The 18,239-nt window shown below is 48.9% G+C and carries 16 protein-coding genes and 2 pseudogenes; 11 read left to right on the top strand and 7 right to left on the bottom strand.

Annotated elements, in window-relative coordinates:
- Positions 1-70 precede the first annotated feature (70 nt).
- A pseudogene (locus tag THEAE_RS23725) lies at positions 71-622 on the bottom strand (cell wall hydrolase); the annotation flags it as partial.
- A 532-nt stretch (positions 623-1,154) separates the two neighbouring features.
- Between THEAE_RS23725 and THEAE_RS0115280 the strand changes: the two are divergent.
- The 5 genes and pseudogenes from THEAE_RS0115280 to THEAE_RS23910 all read left to right on the top strand — a co-directional run bounded on the left by THEAE_RS0115280 (position 1,155) and on the right by THEAE_RS23910 (position 5,719).
- Positions 1,155-2,237, top strand: a complete 1,083-nt coding sequence (locus THEAE_RS0115280) for a major royal jelly family protein (protein WP_245605631.1) — start codon at positions 1,155-1,157, stop codon at positions 2,235-2,237.
- Positions 2,238-2,308: 71 nt separating this feature from the next.
- Positions 2,309-3,998, top strand: a pseudogene (locus THEAE_RS21280) (alpha-keto acid decarboxylase family protein).
- Between the two features lie 86 nt (positions 3,999-4,084).
- Positions 4,085-4,612 (top strand): type 1 glutamine amidotransferase domain-containing protein, encoded by a 528-nt coding sequence (locus tag THEAE_RS0115270; RefSeq protein ID WP_028988075.1) that lies wholly within the window; start codon positions 4,085-4,087, stop codon positions 4,610-4,612.
- 516 nt (positions 4,613-5,128) lie between these two features.
- Positions 5,129-5,416: a type II toxin-antitoxin system Phd/YefM family antitoxin gene (locus THEAE_RS0115260; protein ID WP_028988073.1), complete on the top strand. Its 288-nt coding sequence runs from the start codon at positions 5,129-5,131 to the stop codon at positions 5,414-5,416.
- Positions 5,417-5,530: 114 nt separating this feature from the next.
- Complete coding sequence (locus tag THEAE_RS23910; RefSeq protein WP_425426431.1) at positions 5,531-5,719, top strand: type II toxin-antitoxin system RelE/ParE family toxin; 189 nt, start codon at positions 5,531-5,533, stop codon at positions 5,717-5,719.
- Positions 5,720-6,037: 318 nt separating this feature from the next.
- On the opposite strand, the gene THEAE_RS0115250 is transcribed toward THEAE_RS23910, so the two are convergent.
- Positions 6,038-6,871: an RnfABCDGE type electron transport complex subunit D gene (locus tag THEAE_RS0115250; protein ID WP_028988072.1), complete on the bottom strand. Its 834-nt coding sequence runs from the start codon at positions 6,869-6,871 to the stop codon at positions 6,038-6,040.
- A 212-nt stretch (positions 6,872-7,083) separates the two neighbouring features.
- Between THEAE_RS0115250 and THEAE_RS21270 the strand changes: the two genes are divergently transcribed.
- Positions 7,084-8,022 carry a phosphatase PAP2 family protein gene (locus THEAE_RS21270; protein WP_052330066.1) on the top strand — a complete coding sequence of 313 codons (939 nt, stop codon included), beginning with the start codon at positions 7,084-7,086 and terminating at the stop codon, positions 8,020-8,022.
- 140 nt (positions 8,023-8,162) lie between these two features.
- Here the strand turns inward: THEAE_RS21270 and THEAE_RS0115235 are convergent, their stop codons facing one another.
- Together THEAE_RS0115235 and THEAE_RS23605 are read right to left on the bottom strand one after the other, a co-directional pair.
- On the bottom strand, positions 8,163-9,059 hold the full coding sequence (locus THEAE_RS0115235) for an FAD:protein FMN transferase (RefSeq protein ID WP_028988071.1): 897 nt from the start codon (positions 9,057-9,059) through the stop codon (positions 8,163-8,165).
- Positions 9,056-9,841, bottom strand: coding sequence for an FMN-binding protein (locus tag THEAE_RS23605; protein WP_245605573.1), 786 nt, complete (start codon positions 9,839-9,841; stop codon positions 9,056-9,058). The genes THEAE_RS0115235 and THEAE_RS23605 overlap by 4 nt, the downstream gene beginning before the upstream one ends.
- A 207-nt stretch (positions 9,842-10,048) precedes the next feature.
- On the opposite strand from THEAE_RS23605, the gene THEAE_RS0115225 reads away from it, so the two are divergent.
- From THEAE_RS0115225 to THEAE_RS21250, 4 genes are all read left to right on the top strand, one after another.
- Positions 10,049-10,735: a response regulator transcription factor gene (locus THEAE_RS0115225; RefSeq protein ID WP_028988070.1), complete on the top strand. Its 687-nt coding sequence runs from the start codon at positions 10,049-10,051 to the stop codon at positions 10,733-10,735.
- Entirely contained in the window at positions 10,725-12,023 is a 1,299-nt protein-coding gene (locus THEAE_RS21260; protein ID WP_052330064.1) for a sensor histidine kinase, read from the top strand. The genes THEAE_RS0115225 and THEAE_RS21260 overlap by 11 nt, the downstream gene beginning before the upstream one ends.
- 32 nt (positions 12,024-12,055) lie before the next feature.
- Positions 12,056-12,736, top strand: a complete 681-nt coding sequence (locus tag THEAE_RS21255) for a CPBP family intramembrane glutamic endopeptidase (protein ID WP_052330063.1) — start codon at positions 12,056-12,058, stop codon at positions 12,734-12,736.
- 175 nt (positions 12,737-12,911) lie between these two features.
- Positions 12,912-14,138, top strand: coding sequence for a CAP-associated domain-containing protein (locus tag THEAE_RS21250; RefSeq protein ID WP_005587966.1), 1,227 nt, complete (start codon positions 12,912-12,914; stop codon positions 14,136-14,138).
- Positions 14,139-14,221: 83 nt separating this feature from the next.
- On the opposite strand, the gene THEAE_RS21245 is transcribed toward THEAE_RS21250, so the two are convergent.
- The 3 genes from THEAE_RS21245 to THEAE_RS0115190 all read right to left on the bottom strand — a co-directional run bounded on the left by THEAE_RS21245 (position 14,222) and on the right by THEAE_RS0115190 (position 17,073).
- Entirely contained in the window at positions 14,222-15,586 is a 1,365-nt protein-coding gene (locus tag THEAE_RS21245; RefSeq protein ID WP_039944498.1) for an MFS transporter, read from the bottom strand.
- Between the two features lie 199 nt (positions 15,587-15,785).
- Positions 15,786-16,115 carry an antibiotic biosynthesis monooxygenase family protein gene (locus THEAE_RS0115195; RefSeq protein ID WP_005587968.1) on the bottom strand — a complete coding sequence of 110 codons (330 nt, stop codon included), beginning with the start codon at positions 16,113-16,115 and terminating at the stop codon, positions 15,786-15,788.
- Positions 16,116-16,212: 97 nt separating this feature from the next.
- Complete coding sequence (locus tag THEAE_RS0115190) at positions 16,213-17,073, bottom strand: HAD family hydrolase (protein WP_028988069.1); 861 nt, start codon at positions 17,071-17,073, stop codon at positions 16,213-16,215.
- 178 nt (positions 17,074-17,251) lie between these two features.
- Here THEAE_RS0115190 and THEAE_RS0115185 point away from each other — a divergent pair, with 178 nt between their 5' ends.
- Complete coding sequence (locus THEAE_RS0115185; RefSeq protein WP_005587970.1) at positions 17,252-18,172, top strand: phosphate/phosphite/phosphonate ABC transporter substrate-binding protein; 921 nt, start codon at positions 17,252-17,254, stop codon at positions 18,170-18,172.
- Positions 18,173-18,239 lie beyond the last annotated feature (67 nt).

Raw genomic sequence — 18,239 nt, 5'->3', positions numbered from 1 at the left:
TGAAAACAATTATTCATACAGTGTAGAAGACAATACTGGCACTGGGGAAGCATATGCCAATTTAATTACATTTGGCTTGGGGAGTCAAGGCTTTGATCTGAGTGATCCCGAGTTCGGCCATCGTTTTGCCGAAATGCGACAACGGCTTTGGCTCTCCAACCCATTCCTGCTCCAATGTCCAGGTTTCTCGAACGGAAGATGATGTGGCGGTCGCTGTAAAGATCGAGGTGAAAGCCGTATTGCTCAATAGTCTGCTGCATGACAGCGAAATTGCCTTCCCGTGTTTCCGTCGGGCGAAAGACGGTACAAACGACGATCCCGGTGGCGTCATCGAACGCGCCATGCAGTGTGAGTTCAGTTCCCGGTCTTGCAACCAGGCGTAAGGGCTGGCGTCATGCAGAAAATACCACAAACTGAATTTTGCAGGCCAGTGCCTCTCTCCGTTAATGCACCTGCGAGCCAGGCGTTTTTCCCGTTCCCTCGCTCTTTGATAAAAATAACCATATAAAACGGCTTCAAAAGCATGCGGCTGAAATATCATTTGCGGAATGGTGCGTATTCCTATAAAATCAAGACAATTCGCACTTACCCGGTTAATGTCCACATTGCCGACGAGCAACATACCGTACTCTCCTTCACCCTCCGCCTAGGCTCGAAGCAGCCTGGCCAAAAGCGCAACATTGCTTTCTCTGGCTTTGACAAACAGCCATGACCTTCACCTCTTCCATGTGTTTATAGCCATAAGTTATTTTGAATGAAACAGATGGTGACTGCCTATGGATGTCCATTTTATCCACAGTTGTTGCAACGATCTTCAAGCTGAATAATCCAAATATACAATGGGAATCTTACCTAATTGATAACACCTGTGGGACAAAACCAAGGTGTAGTAAATTACAGGGGGGTTCCAATACATTGTGAGATTTCGTGCCAAAACGCCATTTCTGATGCTGTTCGCGATGCTTTGCGCGTACATCGGCAATCCACACACCGCGACCGCTCATCCCGTCAATCAGCAGGCTCCAGGTGCACTTCAATGGGAAGGTCAGGGTACCTTCGTTCAAAAAAAGGAACAATCCGCACCGACACAAATAGGTCGATATCAAATAGTATTCCATTGGAACCGTTTGGACTGGAATTTTCCGGACCCAAAGATGAAGCAGCAATTTGAGGCCAATCAATATTGGAAAAAGGCTATGCCTGCCGGGGTCAAGGTCGATCAACAAGGCAACTATTACGTTTCGGTTCCCCGTTGGGCCCAGGGCATTCCCGCTACCATGAATCGGATTGTCATCAAAAACGGAAAACCGCTGTTGGAAGCTTTTCCGAGCTGGGAATGGAACCAGGCAGGAAACCCTAAAGTTCTCCAATCCGTCCTGGGATATGAAATCGACGAACGGAACCGGATGTGGCTGCTGGATCAAGGAAAAATCGCCTTTGCTCCTTCTCCGGAAGGTTCGCAGAAGCTGGTCATATGGGATTTGAATACCAATAAATTGATCGACTCCATTCCTATTCCGAACGAGATCGCATCATATCGAACTTCCTTTTTAAACGACTTGGTCGTGGACAATAAAAACGGTTTCGTCTACATTACCGACTCCGGAAATGGAGAGGGTTGGACAGGCCGCGTCGTCGGCGGAATCATTGTCTACAATATGAAGACGAAAACATTCAGACGGGTGCTCGACCGCCATGACAGCACGCAGGATTTTCCCGGGTTTGTTTTCTCCATTATGGGCAAACCGGTCTTTAAGGACAGACCCCTCAAAATAGGTGCCGACGGCATAGCATTGTCCGCCGATCGCTCAACCTTGTACTACTGCCCGGTGACCGGCCGTAATTTATATGCGATCGATACGGCGCTGCTAAGAAATTTTAATACGCCGTTGGAAAAGATTAATGACGCCGTTCAAGCGATGGGCAGCAAAGGGACAAACACCGACGGGATGCACGCGGACAATAAAGGAAATGTTTTTTACACCATGTTGGAAGGACAGGGAGTTGGCATCTATAGTCCTGAGAGCAATCAATTCCGCCGTTTCGTGTCGGATGACCGGATGTTGTGGGTAGATGGGGTGGCATTCGATCAAAAGGGGTACATTATTTTTAACAACAATCGGCTTCACGAGATGTTTGCACCTGAGGACGAAATCAATTGGGACTATCCGTACAACATGGTCATTTGGAAAGCCTTTGTCGGGAAAGACGTCAAATCGTATCTTTACGCGAATTAGGCCCCGAAAAAGAGGGTGAACCATTAACTTGATTAAAGGGGAAATGATTCTTGTCCACTTTAACACAACCAATGGCACTGTCCCGGATTCAGACCGAACAGAAGACTCTTGGACAGTATTTGTTCGACTGTCTGAAACAGGAAGGCATTACGGAGATCTTCGGCGTACCGGGCGACTATAACTTCAATCTGCTCGATGTACTTGAGAAATATGAGGGGGATCCAATTGATCAGTGGACGAAACGAGCTGAATTGCGGTTATGCTGCAGATGGATACGCCCGGGTGAAAGGAATCGGGGCTCTTATTACAACTTTCGGAGTCGGAGAAATGAGCGCCTGCAATGGGATTGCCGGCGCTTACAGCGAGAATGTGCCGATCATCCATATCGTGGGTTCTCCCAAATCGATGGAACAGAAGGCGCACAGGCTGCTGCATCACACCCTTATGGACGGAGATTATGATGTGTTTCGCAAAGTATACGAGCCCATCACCGGCTACACGGCGATGTTGACACCGGAAAACGCCGGGATGGAAATCCCAAAGGCCATTCAGATCGCCAAGCTGTTAAAAAAGCCGGTATACTTGACCATCGCTCTCGATCTCGTCACGAAACCGGTCATTCGGCGCAACGGGCAGACTGACGAGCCTGCTCAAACGAACGGATACTCACTTCAATCAGCGATTGCCCATGTGCGTCAATTGCTGAAACATGCGCGAAACGTGGTCATTCTGGTGGATATGAACACGCTCCGTTACGGACTCCAAGCTCACGTCCAAAAGCTGGCCGAACAAATGAACGTGCCCGTGGCATCGATGATGCAAGGCAAAAGCGCTTTTGATGAAACCCATCCCCAATATATCGGAATGTATGGCGGCGCATTCGCCAGCGGGGATGTGCGGAGCATCGTTGAAGGGGCTGATTGCGTTATTGCGGTTGGACTTATATGGTCGGACAGCAACACGGCCATCTTTACCGCAAAGTTGAATCCTCTGAAAACCGTAGACATTCAGTCCAACTCGGCTAAAATAGGCGAAGCCACGTATACGAACATTAGGGCGGAGGATATGCTGAACGCACTGCAAACCATCGGGTACCGACAGACAAAGCCTATCCCTGCCGTGAGCTTTCCGTATGATGCCGTTGGTGGCGGGCCGGAGCAACCGATTGCCGCAGCGTCTTTTTACCCTCGTATCCAAAGGATGCTGAAAGATAACGATATTGTCATCGTGGAAACGGGAACGTTGATCTATGGCATGTCGCAGATCAGACTGCCTAAAGGGGTGATATACATCGCCCAAGGGGGATGGCAGAGCGTCGGCTACGCGACTCCGGCCGCATTCGGCGCTTGTATTGCGGCGAAAAACCGGCGCGTCCTCCTCTTTACCGGTGATGGCTCGCTGCAATTCACGGCACAGGAGATCAGCTCGATGCTGGAAAACGGATGCAGACCGATCATTTTCGTTCTTCACAATGGAGTGTACACGATTGAAAAGTATTTGAATGTGAAGACGGAAAATCAGAAATACAACCAGGTCCCGCACTGGAATTATACGAAACTGGCTGAGGTTTTCAGTGGCGATGCTTTTACGGTGGAGGTACGGACGAACCGGGAATTGGACGAAGCGATCAACCAGGCACAGACACAGAATGCGAATAAACTGTGCATGATTGAAATGATGGTAAGCGATCCGATGGATGCGCCGGACTATGTTCACAAAATGCGTAAGCATCTGGAGGAGCAGGAGAAACGGCAGAATTAGGCTTTTCAGTACGGAATCCTTTTGTTTGCGGGAATCTCAATCAGGGAAATATAACAATATCCATTCAAAAGAGGAGTGAAACAGCTATGAAGAGAGTAGCTTTCCTGCTGGCCAACGAATTTGAGGATTCGGAAATGCAAAAACCGTACGATGCGATCAAAGCGGCCGGCCACCAAACGGTCATTATCGGGCTGAAAAAAGGTGAAAAACTGACAGGCAAGAACAAGCAGGCAACGTATACGACCGATGCTTCCATCGACGAAGTGAAGGCTGACCAATTTGACGCGGTCGTCATTCCGGGCGGATCGTCACCGGAAAATCTGCGTCTCAACCAGCAGATATTACAGTTCGTCAAAGACATGGACAGTCAGGGCAAACTGATTTCGGCGATCTGCCACGGGCCGCAGATCCTGATCAGCGCGGGTCTTGCCAAAGGCAAGACACTGACGTGCTACCCTCCGTTGAAGGATGATCTGATCAATGCGGGCGCCAACTACGTCGATCAGGAGGTGGTCGTCGACGGCAACTACGTTTCGTCGCGGATGCCGGCCGACGAACCGGCGTTCATCCGAGAAACGTTGAACAAACTGCGCACGCTCGTCCCTCAGTCTTGACGCTAACCGCCAAGTATTTTCAATGCCCCGGATTGCCGGGGCTTCGGTCGTCACCGTAAGCAATGTTGTCTTGGGCAACTTCACTTCTATGCCGATAGTGTTTTGTCCTTGGACTTCTATCGGTTTCATCTCTTGCAGCTGCGATATGATGGGATCGGTAAGGTGCAGATGACCATGCCGGGCAAGGGTCTGGGCTGTCTCGAGCAGAACCGGATGCAGGCGTTCGGCACAAGGATAATCCAGGGCCTCCCAAACACGTTGAATGACGGGCATGGCCTCCTGGTAAGCCACCAGTTTTGCAGATTTCTCATGACGCGTTTTCGCTTTCTTATATTGTTCATCCAAGGCATGGATCACTTCACGTCGTGTTTTCATGGTTAGTTTCAAAACACATCCCTTCGGTAACATTTCGATGTGAGTGATCCAATCTCCTTTCGGTAACATTTTAACTGATTGATCGCGGCGCCTTGATAATTTAGCATAAAATTATGCTACATAAAATGTGAGGTGTTATTCATGCCACAGATTAGGCCGGTATCGGATTTGCGAAATCATTTCGCAGAGATTTCCAGGGTCGTTCACGAAACTTCCGAACCTGTTTTTCTCACAAAAAATGGATATGGAGACATGGTTGTGATGAGTTTTGAAGCATATGAAAAGCTACAATTTGAAAGTGAAGTGTATTTCAAATTGAAGGAAGCGGAACTGCAAGCAAAACAAACCCATCAGCGTTTTTCCCATAAAGAGGTTTTCGACAGTTTGAGGAAAAATTTGCAGGAAAAGGTAGACGGCGGGAATGTATGAATTCATTTACCTTCCGATGGCTAGACAGGATATAACGGACATTATCCTGTATAAATCCGACCAGTTAAACGCGCCAAAGGCGGCAATGGATCTGCTGGATGATTAGAGCATTCTATCTCCCTGTTAAGGGATTTTCCTTATGCACACAAGATATACCGCTCTATTAAGCCTTTGGGAGAAGATGATCGAATGCTGCCTGTGAAAAATTGTACGGTTTTTTACGTTGTTCGGGAAGAGGAGAAAATAGTTGAGATCCACCGCGTAATCTATGCAAAGATGGATTGGACAAAATCGATCAAATAAAAAATACTAAAAACTCCTTTTTTTATGCCGTTTTTTCAAGAGGATCGAGCATGAAATCATCGATATGATCGAGATTTTTTCAACCAAGAGCAGCTCCTAACGACAGGCGGGACAGTCCCATAAGTAACAAGCTTAAGAATTTCCTTCTGGGAGAGGATATCGGTACAGGTATGCTTTTATTTCAGATGTCAGGGTAGAGCCACGTGGAATGCACAGTATCCACACATTTAGTAAAATGGGCACGACCAAACAACTTTGGAGGGATTCATGCTTTTGATCACAGGGTGGCTCAAATTCGCTTGCTTGTTAATACATATTTTAAAAGGGCATATTATGGCCCTTTTTGATTTCAGGGCGAACTTGCTTAACGGTTTTACCGGACAAGCTTGATTTCCACACTTGATAAAGATTTCCGACAAACAAGCCGATAAACAAATACATCAAACCGCCAAAATACCCATAGACCACCACACTCACCGCTGCGGCAAGGAGGCTGAAAACGATTTGATCTCCGGTTTTGGCCGGCGAAGTCGGCGGATCCGTCAACATAAACAGGGCGAAGAAAAGGGTCGCGTTAATAAAAGGAGGGCGGAGCGCATCTGCAATATCTCCGACGTGGAAGTAAAAGGCCATGATGTATAGAGAAACGAAATACATGGCAAGAAACGAAAACACTTGGGGGAATTTGTTGACCCGATTTGTGGCGATGTAACCGCCGATCAAGACAAACGCCAAGGTCCAATCCGGAAGATCCCCGAATGCGCCCCACCAGCTTTGTTGCGATTGAAAGAGGGGAATGGACAGAAACAAACCGGTTGCCGCAGGATTGAAAATCGGTTTTTTTCGATAAACCAGAATATGTTTGGACAAAATGGCCAAAATGGAGGTGGCGATCACGATGAACCATGTTGAAGTGGTGCTTAAAATCAGGGAAATGATCAATCCGGTAATGATCGCCCCGTCCGGCATGATTCGCTTTCTTCTTTTGATAAGGGAACAAATGATGTCCAAAGCGACACAGACAACGACGGCAACACCGGCATGCAGGATGCCTCTCATGTCTTGGGAACCGAGGGAAGCGATGATAAGCAAAGCAACCAAGGTTAACAGAACATAAGCCTTCGGGGTCTTAAACCATTGTTTAAATTTCATTTAAATTCCTCCCACCTTCATGATCTGCAATCCGGATGTAATCAAGTTTCTTTTTAGTTCCATTTCTTCAATCAGATTGCCAGTTGTTTGTCTATAATTTAACAACCTTAAAAATTCCTTAAAATCAGTCATTCGCTCGCTCTTTCTGATACAATGAGATGTGTTCGAGTACTCAAAGCGATCCATTCCCTTAGGATAGAAGAGGTGGAACGATGCTGCATGTAGGTTCTTGGGAGCAAGAGTTCCTTGCCTGGGTGACTTCCGGGCAGGGCCCCATATGGAACGCATTGGCTGGAATCTTCACGTTTATGGGAACAGAAGACTTCTTCCTCCTTGTCATCCCGGCTGTCTTTTGGACCGTTTCCCGGAAGACGGGCATTCAACTTTTTTATGTGCTGATGGTGACCTTGTTCGTGAACATAATCCTGAAGGACGGGCTAGGTGTGGCTCGGCCGGTCGGAGTCGAGGGCGTGCATTCAAGAGAGATCGAATCGGCGATGGTGGACAGTCATTACCCGAACGACTCGTTCCCGAGCTTCCATGCGCAATCGGCCGCGGCCCTGTTCGGCTTCATGGCGCTGGCCGTGCGGCGCCGGTGGGCCTGGTGGATGGCCGCCGTTCTCACGGCCTTGGTGGCGCTGTCCCGCTTGTACAACGGGCTGCATTGGCCGACCGATGTGCTCGGCGGTATCGCGCTCGGCGCGCTCACCGTCGTCGTAGCCCGCTATGCCGCACCGGCTATGGAGTCGCGGCCGATTGCGTTTAAAGCGGCCGCGGTCGGTGTCTTCGCTGCGTTGATGGCGTTCTTCCTGGGGAACGTCGGCACGAAGGTGTCGGGTGCTCTGCTCGGTGGCGGGCTCGGGCACCTCCTCGAGGCGAGCGTGACCGAATTGGACCCAAAGCGTGGCAAGCTTCCTCGGAAGGTCCTCGCCATCGTGATCGGGTTCGTCGGCATACTGGTGTTAAGGGTGGGGCTGAAAGCCGCCTTCCCGTCCGGTCCCGTCTGGGATTGGCTGCGGTATGTCCTGATCGGATTCTGGGCGTTCGGGCTCGCTCCGATCATGTTTGTGCGTGCGAAGTTGCTCCAGGGGGCGCGCACTTCCCCGTCGGATTCCTTCAATCCGTCTCCGCCGGCGCCCCCCGTTGATTGACCGTTGGCGGAAAGTTGAGACGCTCCGATAAAGACGACAGGATCGAATTCCCTGCAGGAAATGCCGAAAAAGGGAAACTGCCGGCAGCCGTCAAGTCGACAGCAGCCGGTTTTTTCTTGTGCGCCCGGACGCGCCTTCATTTAAATTCCTCCCACCTTCATGATCTGCAATCCGGATGTAATCAAGATTCCTTTTAGCTCCGCTTCTTCGATGAGCGATTTCCCGCGTTCCACCCCCGACAGAAACACCGCGGTCGAGAATGCGTCCGCCAGCATGGCAAAAGGGGCGATGACACTGCAACTAATCCAATCGTTCGGGGATTGTTTCGTATGAGGGAGGATCAGATGATGGACGCCTTTTCTTTTTGGACTTTTGCGCTCATAACCTCCGGAGGTGCAAATCGCCTCGTTGGATATTTCGACGGTATGGATGATACGGTCATTCTGCGTTGGATGCCGGATGCCGATTTTCCAAACGCCCGCGCCGGGTTCCGCTCCTCCCGCAAACAGATCTCCACCTGCATTGACGCAAAATCTTTCCAAATCTTTCAATTCGTTTACCGCCAGATCAATTGCGAACCCTTTGGCCACGGCTCCCAAATCTATGACCATCGGTTTTCGTAAATACACCGTGCGGTCCCGTTCATTTAAAACGATGTCCCGATACGTAGCCGAAACGGAGGCGGGACTTTCCATAAACTTTCCGGTTAAATACTGGCGGTTAAAACCTTGCTCTTCCATCGCTTTTCCCACTGTAGGATCAAATATGCCGTCCGTCCATTTGGCAATTTCCAATGCGAATTTGAGAGGTTCGAATAAAAACGGGCTAACCTGAACCGGTCGCTGAATTTGTCTACAAGCCCTCATCAATTCGCTGTCAGGGTTAAAACGGCTGCAAGCCCGCTCGATTTTTTGAAAAGCCTCAAAAGCCCGATTGATTTTGGCTTCCGCCTCATCCTTTGATGTTTCGGTGAAGACCTGTATCTGGACGACGGTATCCATATACAATTTGGATTTTTCCCGTTTTATTTTCGTCATGCATTTTTCGCCTTATCGAGCGCATCTTGCACGGCATCTTCAAACGCGCGCGTGCTGTACGTCGCGCCGGATACATTGTCTACCTGCGCGCTTTGTCTCTTAAGCACTTCGTCAGGCAGCCCTATGATGTCGTTCTCCGAATAATGCATGGCGAAATTAACAATTTCAACGTCCGTAATCTTATCGTTTTTAATCGTAACGGACACCTGAATCGACCCGCGCCGATTGCTTCCCATCCCTGTAAAGGTCCCGTCTTGATAAACCCTTTTGGGTTGAACGCTTTGAGTCGGTTTGTCCGCAGATTGTGTGCCTTGAACGTTTGTGCTTTGGGTGGGTTTGTCCGCAGATTGTGTACCTTGAACGTTTGTGCTTTGGGTGGGTTTGTCCGCAGATTGTGTACCTTGAACGTTCGTGCTTTGGGTCGGTTTGTCCGCGGATTGTGTGCCTTGAACGTTTGTGCTTTGGGTGGGTTTGTCCGCGGATTGTGTGCCTTGAACGTTCGTGCTTTGGGTCGGATTTCTCTCGGCTTTGTTGTATTCAGTTTGCGGGTTGTCTGTCAGCGTGTTTTCAGATTGTGAGTGACTATATGCTGAACTGTCGCTTGGTACGTTTTCGGTTTGCAAATTTTCTTGGTAAGGTTGCGGTAGACTTTGGATGTTCTCTTCTGCATTCGACCTATTCTGTGTATCCGGAGGCGCCTCCGTTATGACATATTCGGCGGCATAAATCGCTCCGAGGGCTGCAGAACAAAGGAAGATCCACTTTTTTCCCATTTTTGCCATCGTCATTCCTCCAATCTGATCTTACAATCGCTAAATCCCACGATAAATCATGATCTGTTTCGGTTGTACCCGTTCGCCGTTGTTTTTCTTTCATCCGGTACTAAAGTATAATTTGACAACCTTAAAATTTTCTTAAAATCAGCCATTCAGTCGCTCTTTCTGATAAAATGAAAGTGATTTACATTTTTTCGGAGAGGCGGGAAAAGCGTGCGCGTGCTTGTGGTGGAGGATGATGCCTCCTTGCTCAAAGTGATCCGCGATATTTTCGAGGGGGAAGCTTTTCAGACGGACACCGCAGAAAGCGGCGATGAAGGTTATTATTTGGCCGAACAGGCCATTCATGATTTGATCCTTCTCGATGTGATGCTACCCGAGATGAACGGCGTGGAAATCGTAAAAAAATTAAGAGCCCAATCCGTGTGGACCCCTATCATCCTTTTGACGGCCAAAGATGCGGTGACGGATCGGGTGGCAGGTCTGGACGCAGGCGCGGACGACTACGTAACGAAGCCGTTTGCCGTCTCGGAATTGCTGGCAAGGGTAAGAGCCGTACTCAGAAGACGAGGGGCGATCGGTCAAGAGGGTGATCTGACCTGCGGTCCCATCCGGTTGGTCCGTGCGACAAGGGAGGCTTTCAGCGGGGAAACCCCGTTGCATTTGACGAAGACGGAATTTGAATTGCTGGAATTTTTTATGTGCCATAAAGATCAGATTTTGACCCGCGAGCAGATTTTTTATCGGGTATGGGGGGGTGATTCGAGCTCCGCCCTGACAGCAATCGACGTGTATGTGCATCATCTTCGCAAAAAGCTTGTGGCCCATGGCGCCGGTGATTTTCTCCGCACCGTGCGGGGTGTCGGCTATTTGTTTAGGGGAGAGGCCGATGTTCAATAAAACCCGAAGAAAATTGGTCGTACTGAACGCCGCGGTTTTTCTGCTCATTCTCGTTGTGTTAAGCACGTTGTTGTATCTTCATATGCGTTACCGATTATTTCACGAGTCGGATGAGGTATTGAAACAAGCGGAAAAAAGAATTCAATCCGTTCATAACCTGGCGGAATGGCTGCAATCCGACTCCCCGGATCCTCAGCAGGACGAAAAGACGACGTACTTGTTCTGGGATGCGCAAGGCCGACTGATCGGGCAAGCGCCGAAGCAGTCGCTCTCTTCGTCGATAGCGAATCAGTTCCGAACGCCAAATGATGAACCGGCCATTCGGACGGTTATCGTCGGCCATCGCAGTTACCGCGTGCTCCAATTTCCGACTCAGAACCGGAATTGGGGCCCGATTGCCTCTGTCGGGATCGTAAGAAGTCAGGAGGATCTGGACGGAACGCTCCGTTCGTTACTGCGGGACATTATCGCGGGAATTATCGTCGGCCTGATCATTTCGATTTTTGCAGGGTTGTTTTTAGCGGAACGAGCCCTCGTCCCCATCCGCCGTTCCTGGGAAAAACAGCAGCGTTTTGTGGCGGATGCTTCTCATGAGCTGCGGACGCCGACGGCGGTCATCCAGGCTCAAACGGAATTGCTTCTCCGGCATCCCGCGCATTCCATCGAAGAGGAGAGCCCTAAAATTGCCGTTATTTTAAAGGAGAGCAAACGGCTCGGCAAGTTGTTGGACGACTTGTTGACACTAGCCCGATCCGATTCGAATCAACTGGAGATCCATCCATCGAAAATCGCCTTGGATGCCTTGCTGTCCGAGATAACCGACCAGTTTCGGGTGTTGGCGCTCACCCGGGAAATCGAGATCACCACCGATGTTCAGAAGCCTTTGCTTCTCTGGGGGGACGAGGGCAGAATCCGCCAGCTTCTCGTCATTCTGCTGGATAACGCGTTGAAATACACTCCTCCATCGGGGCGGATCGAGGTAACCGGCCGTAATCAATCGCATTCCGTTTACATCCGTATAGCAGATACCGGTTGTGGAATTGCGGAGGAGGATCTTCCGCATGTTTTCGAGCGGTTTTACCGTGGTGACAAAGCACGCTCCCGCAGCCTGGGTGGTTCGGGCCTTGGCTTGTCCATCGCGCGTTGGATCGTCGATGCGCATGGCGGCGTGATCCGCATCCATTCCAAAGTGAATGTGGGAACCGAAGTGGAGCTGTTGTTTCAGAGAAAACAGAGGGAATTGGAAGAGAACTGCGGTTCATGGGACCGACCTCTGCTGAAAAATTAGGAAAATTTACCTATTCAAGGAGAGATGTAAAATTGGAACCACAAATCAACGTAAACATTGATCCGAATGTGAACAAATCCAAACATAAGCGGTATTTCGTCTCTTACTTCATTTTGTTTTATGTTGCATGGGCATCGGCCCGATTATTTTGGGTGAAGCCCGGTGTAGATACGATACCAGCTAGTTTGCTCGAAGCAGTCGTCAAGATCGCAATCTGGGTCCTCCCCGTATTCGTTTTTTTGCGTACTTTGGATCGGACAAATCCGATATTGTATTTGAAGCTGAACAAAAAGCCGAAAGCGAACCTATGGACAGGGAGTGCTATCATCATCACGGCAATCCTTTTGTATATCAATGATCATCTTTTAGGGGATGCTGAATTTGGTATATTCAAAGGTTTATCTTATTGGCTGAATGGCGTTTTACTCGCGGGCATCATAGAAGAAATCGTATTTAGAGGATTTATTTTACAAAAGATGTCGGCGTTTATGAAGTTTTACAAAGCAAATCTGTTGACTTCATTCCTGTTTGTTCTCATTCATTTCCCGATCTGGATTGCCAATAATCAGACGCTAGAATCTTTTATCTCAAATTCTATCGTGATTTTTCTTTTGGCTCTGATCTGGGGGTATACATTCAAGCGAACCGGCTCGCTTTGGTCGGTTATTGTGTTCCATTCTTTTTTTAACTTATTGATTGCGCTTGGTTTTTGACGTTAGGGACTGTTTTCGCTTCAACCGACGATAAAGAGGGACGCAATGAGCCGTGTCCGTCCGGCAGCGGCAAATAGGACTAAAGATGCTGCTGCATAGAAAAGGCATAGGAAATACGGTATTATTGCTCAGTCGAAGAGTGTGCATATCTTTATGACCTGGAGGGGGCGTTCAAATGAAGAAGAAGATCCTCATCGTCTTGGTACTTTTCCTCCTTTTCAGTTCTACCTCCATCGCGGATGGGCTGATGAAACAGATTCGGGTAGCGTTGCCCCGTGTCACCTTTTTCTTTGACGAAATGAAAGATTTGGAGCATTTATCCGGAACTTTCTTTAACGGCAAGACGGAGGTTCCCCTCGCGTTCAACTATGAAGGGACTACCTATGTGCCCCTTCGTTACATCGGAGAAAAACTTGGGAAAGAGGTGGGTTACGATCCCAACACCCAATCTATCTGGGTGGGGAAACGCCCGGCCGAGCTCTCCACGCCTTCGAAGAACATCCCGGCGCAAAAAGAAGGGGTTTATGGCATCCATATCGGACAGAGTGCACAGGAAGTGACGGCGATCCTGGGTAATCCGAATCGAAAGGAATTCAGTCGACTGAAGTATGAATGGTGGATCTATAATCGGGATCTGGAGAGATATGTACAAGTGGGTGTAATGAATGGGAAAGTGGTCGATCTTTATTCCAATGCACCCACGTGGGAGTATCAAGGGGTAAAAGTGGGTTCGGAGAAATCGGTGGTCGAGGGTTTACAACCGCAAAATACGGTTACTTTCCCCTACGATGGGGCTACCTTTACCATCGAAAACAATTCCAATGAGAGACGGCTCTTGGTACAGAACGGAGTGGCCACCATTCTCTATCTCGACCTTCATAATCGGAATCGGGTCACGGCGATTCGTCAGCTTAGCCTGGAAACCTTGGTACGCAGTCAACTCTTCACGATGAAGTACAGTTACTATACAAAAGCCCCGGAAATTTCTCCTCCTACGCTTTCCGCCCAGGAACAGGAAGCGGTGGATCGGGGGAATGAGCGCATCATTTTCGACTTGGTGAATGTGGTCCGAGCTCGCTTCGGACTTTCCACCCTCTCCTGGAATGAGAAAGCCGCCGAGGTGGCGCGCGGTCATAGTGTCGACATGTGGCAACACCATTTCTTTGCTCATGTTTCGGCGACGACGGGACTTTCTCCGGCGGATCGAATCGAGCAGGCCGCCATCTCCTACCGGATGACGGGGGAGAATATCGCCAAAGGATATCATGATGCCGTCGAGGCTCATGAAGGGTGGATGAATAGCGAAGGGCATCGCCGTAATATCTTGGAAAAAGAGTTCACCACGCTGGGAGTGGGGGTAAAAGAAGATCTCTACACGCAGGAATTTGTTACTCCTCGATGAAATGGGCTTGGGAAGTAAGACCTTCTGAAAGCGGCATCCGCCCACCGGCGTCCTCCTTTGGCATGGCGGAAATAAGCATCGGATTAATGGTTTCCGGACGCGGCCGGTCTTCCTCGAGTGGGAGGCATTCGCAGGGTAAGCAACAGGATGACACCTCCTAGAACAGAACTGACGAGGGCCATCATGTGCAAACCACCTGCCGTAATGTTCTTCCCAAACAAGATCCCGAGCAGGCTGGAGGAAAGAATGGTGCCGATGTAACGGGAGGTCATGAATAAACCGGATGCGGTGCCGGTTTCTTCAGGAGGGACAAAGAAATATAAGGCGGTTTGTAAACCGAGGTTATTAAATCCGTTGCTAAATCCAAGCACGGAGAGGACAAAAAAGATCCACGGGACAGAAGAAGTCGGTTGGAGCGTGAGAAGGAGCATGCTGCCGAGGAGAAGGGTGATCGACCCCATCAACAAAGCGGGCTTGGAACCGCTTCGATCCACCCAACGGCCGGTCAGAGGAGCGACGATGATGCCGAATCCGGCGATGGAAAGCATCACAATACCGATCGTTTTTGCATCTAAATGATGGACCTTTTCCAAATAGGAGGGTATTCCAAAAAATATGGAGTAGAAAATAATATTGACCAAAATAAACTGTACATAAATCAAACCGGCATTCAGATTCTGCCGTAGGGACTGAACATTGACGAAGGGGTCCTGAATCCGTGACTCATACCGGTAAAAGAGTACCGTCAGGATGAGGCTGAGGAGAAGCTTCCACCCATCGATGGTGCGCTCGAGGGAGAGAAAAAAGAGAATCCAACTGATGATCATAGCCATGAAGAGTCCGATTCCCAAGAGATCCATATGGGGGGTCGGTTTGGTCGCGGTGGAGGGTTCGCTGGGCAGAATTTTAAGGGCCAATAGAAAAGAGAGAAGAATAAACGGGAAGTTGACTAGAAAAATGGCAGGCCAATCGCCGACATGAATCAGGAAACCTCCGATGGACGGACCGAAGGCGGCGGAGGTGGAAGAAAAGATAGAGAGGATTCCGAGGGCCCGGGCCTGGCGGGTGGTGATTACGTTGCGTATGATTCCCATTCCTGCGGGAAAAAGGGCGGAGCTTCCCAACGATTGAATGACACGAAAACCGATGAGCCACCAAAATCCCGGAGAGAAGGGAGCCAGCATCGAGGCGATGGCCACCAGTGAAAGACCGAAGAAAAAAATGCGCTTGCGGCCATAGGCGTCGCTCAGCTTTCCCATGACAGGCTGCCCGACCGCGCTGGCCAAATAGTAGGTGGAGATCAGCCAGGAAGCATCGGCGAATGTGAGATGAAATTCCTCCTGCAACCGGGACAGGGCCACCGCAATCATGGAGGAATTAAGGGGATTGAGAAGTGTGCCCAAAGCGATGGTGATGATGAGCAACATTTCTTCCCTTTTGGTCTTCATCAGGCATTCCCTTCCTTGAGCTGCAAATCACGGATATAACCGGACATAATGTACGCTCTTCAGAACTTAAGTATGAGGGCAATATTATATCATGAACATGGAATATGGGTAAATCCTCCGGATCGTAATATCGGTAACGATCTGCTAAGAGGTCCCGCCCTCTTTAGGTGGTGAAAAATGTAGGGGAAAAAGAAATCCTTTATATTTCAAAAAAATGATCTCTTTCCACCCTGCATACTCTCAAGGCAAATTGCCTATACCATACCGTTTTCCCCTTATCCTGAGCAATTTTATGTAATGCGTTCTCTTTCCAATTCTTTATAGCTTCTAAGGATTCCCAATAAGAGACGGTGATTCCGAGTCCGGTTACGTCACGGACGCTTTCTACGCCCAAAAAACCGGGTTGCTGAAACGCCAACTTTTCCAACTGATCTGCCATCTGTCCATAGCCCTTGTCTCCTTCCGTCCGCTCAGACGTAAAGATCACCGCATAGTAGGGTGGTTGAGGTGTCTTGGAAATATGGTTCATAGAATCTCCTCCGATCAACATTTTGGAATGGAATCAACAATCTGCTGCACCAAACGCACTGTGCTTGGATGAACGACGCCGGCGATTCACATTCACTTTAATTGTGGATGAGGTTAAGCTGTGAGAACAATTCATTTAGCTCATGTAGATCCTTCAGATGAAGATCCCAAAATCGCTCCCCCCCATTGGGATATGGGGAAAGATAAACGGCATATCCCCCAAGCTCTTTGATCGGTGCGAGATCATTCCATGGATGATCCCCGATCGTGAGAATTTGAGAAGGTGTAAGATTAAGTTCCTCAATCAATTCCTTGGCTGCTCTCTTCATCCCCGCAGGTTTTCCGCTCCCGAAATAGATCCGATCAAAAATGTGTTCCAATCCAAGGTGACGAACGAAAGGCAGGCCTGAGGATTCCGGTGTATTGGTCATTACTATTTTTTTCTTCAGCCAGGTCATCGCTCCAATCGTCTGATAGAGAGGATCGGTTCCTTGGATTCGGTAAGACGGATGTGTTAGCATCTCCTCACGGACGCGATAGAAAGCCTCTTCCCTTCGCGATTCGGGAATTTGGGCATGGTTAAGCACCATCCCTACCACGCTCCAGGGATCGCCCAGATAGCGAAGATGCTCAGGCTTTAGGGTACGCTTCACTTTTTCCAAATGTTCCGGAGGAACCTGGGTTCCAGATCGATCGAATCCCGACACCACAGATTGACCCTTTAAATGGAAAACTAAATCCGTATCCGTATCATAAAAATATCCCAATTTCATCTTATGTTCTCCATGCAAAACCTGAAAAACGGTGGAAAGATAGTGCGAGAGTTTTCCTTCCTCTGTGGAGCCTTTTAACCCAAGCGCAAGATAACGCCCGATAAATCGTTCGTCTTGATAAAGCGTGCCGTCGAGATCGAAAATGATCACTTCAATTTGTTCAAGCCATGGAAATCGATGGATCATCGGTTTATCCCCTTTCAATTCTCTATGTTGGATTATATCTTATATTAAACCGTTGCCTATATGTGCGACAAAAATTTACATTCTTTACGTAAAATTAACAAACCTTCCGAGGGGAATTATGCTAGAATGTTTAAGGATCATCTCTGCATATTCAAATTTATACAAACGGAGGAAAAGCATGGTGAAGAAAGGTTTAGCATTTATTCTCATCGCGATCTTAACGCTCGTCGCCTTAGCGGGCTGTGGGAACGGCGGCGGGGCCTCTTCCCAAGGATATGTCCCGAAAGAATTGACCGTCCAGTTCGTTCCTTCCCAAAATGCAGATACGCTGGAAGCAAAGGCGAAACCACTGGAAAAACTCTTAGGAGACAAATTGGGAATCCCGGTGAAGGTAAGCGTATCGACTGACTACAACACCATCATCGAAGCCATGAGTTCCAAACAAGTGGATGTCGGCTTCTTACCTCCCACCGCTTATGTATTGGCAAAAGAAAAAGGAGCTGCGGAGGTGATTCTCCAGGCGCTGCGCTTCGGAGTAAAACAACCTGGCGGGCAGGAGAGCGACCAATTGGTGGACTACTATCGGGCCATGGTGATCACCAAGAAAGGTTCAGGAATTAAAGAGATGAAAGATCTAAAAGGGAAGAAAATCGCATGGCAGAACGTTACCTCTTCCGCCGGTTACGTATGGCCTGCCGTTGAGATGAAGAAAGCAGGGATCGATCCCGAGAAAGATGTGGTAGGCGTTACCGTGAAAGGCCATGACCAAGGAGTTCTCGCAGTGTTAAACGGTGATGTGGATGCGGCTGCGATTTTTGAAGATGCACGCAATACGGTGAAGAAAGATTATCCGGATGTCTTCGACAAAACGGAAGTGGTCTTCTTCACCCAGCCGATCCCCAACGATACCATTTCCGTTCGTTCCGATATGAGTAAAGAATGGATTGAGAAGATCCAAAACGCCTTTATTGAAATTGGCAAAGATCCGGAAGGCCAAAAAGTGATTTACGACATCTACTCTCACAAAGGGTATGCCAAATCGGACGACAGCAAGTTTGATATTGTTCGCGAGTACCAAAAAGAGATTGGAAATCAGTAATTCAAACGTGCATGAAACCACTTGAGAGAAACCGACCAGGATGATGACCTGGTCGGTTTCTCATTTC

This window comes from Thermicanus aegyptius DSM 12793 (genome assembly GCF_000510645.1).
Classification (GTDB): Bacteria; Bacillota; Bacilli; order Thermicanales; family Thermicanaceae; genus Thermicanus; species Thermicanus aegyptius.
The sequence above is the reverse complement of the archived record's forward strand: the minus strand, read 5'-3'. Positions and strand labels throughout refer to the sequence as shown.

What these genes read in the sequence shown, in the direction of transcription:
- THEAE_RS0115195 (WP_005587968.1), bottom strand. Translation starts at nt 16,115, where the DNA reads ATGAACCATATTTCCAAGACACCTCAACCACCCTACTATGCGGTGATC.
- THEAE_RS21270 (WP_052330066.1), top strand. Translation starts at nt 7,084, where the DNA reads ATGCTGCATGTAGGTTCTTGGGAGCAAGAGTTCCTTGCCTGGGTGACT.
- THEAE_RS0115260 (WP_028988073.1), top strand. Translation starts at nt 5,129, where the DNA reads ATGCCACAGATTAGGCCGGTATCGGATTTGCGAAATCATTTCGCAGAG.
- THEAE_RS0115190 (WP_028988069.1), bottom strand. Translation starts at nt 17,073, where the DNA reads ATGATCCATCGATTTCCATGGCTTGAACAAATTGAAGTGATCATTTTC.
- THEAE_RS21250 (WP_005587966.1), top strand. Translation starts at nt 12,912, where the DNA reads ATGAAGAAGAAGATCCTCATCGTCTTGGTACTTTTCCTCCTTTTCAGT.
- THEAE_RS0115280 (WP_245605631.1), top strand. Translation starts at nt 1,155, where the DNA reads ATGAAGCAGCAATTTGAGGCCAATCAATATTGGAAAAAGGCTATGCCT.
- THEAE_RS0115270 (WP_028988075.1), top strand. Translation starts at nt 4,085, where the DNA reads ATGAAGAGAGTAGCTTTCCTGCTGGCCAACGAATTTGAGGATTCGGAA.
- THEAE_RS0115185 (WP_005587970.1), top strand. Translation starts at nt 17,252, where the DNA reads ATGGTGAAGAAAGGTTTAGCATTTATTCTCATCGCGATCTTAACGCTC.
- THEAE_RS0115250 (WP_028988072.1), bottom strand. Translation starts at nt 6,871, where the DNA reads ATGAAATTTAAACAATGGTTTAAGACCCCGAAGGCTTATGTTCTGTTA.
- THEAE_RS0115235 (WP_028988071.1), bottom strand. Translation starts at nt 9,059, where the DNA reads ATGACGAAAATAAAACGGGAAAAATCCAAATTGTATATGGATACCGTC.
- THEAE_RS21245 (WP_039944498.1), bottom strand. Translation starts at nt 15,586, where the DNA reads ATGAAGACCAAAAGGGAAGAAATGTTGCTCATCATCACCATCGCTTTG.
- THEAE_RS23605 (WP_245605573.1), bottom strand. Translation starts at nt 9,841, where the DNA reads ATGGCAAAAATGGGAAAAAAGTGGATCTTCCTTTGTTCTGCAGCCCTC.
- THEAE_RS21260 (WP_052330064.1), top strand. Translation starts at nt 10,725, where the DNA reads ATGTTCAATAAAACCCGAAGAAAATTGGTCGTACTGAACGCCGCGGTT.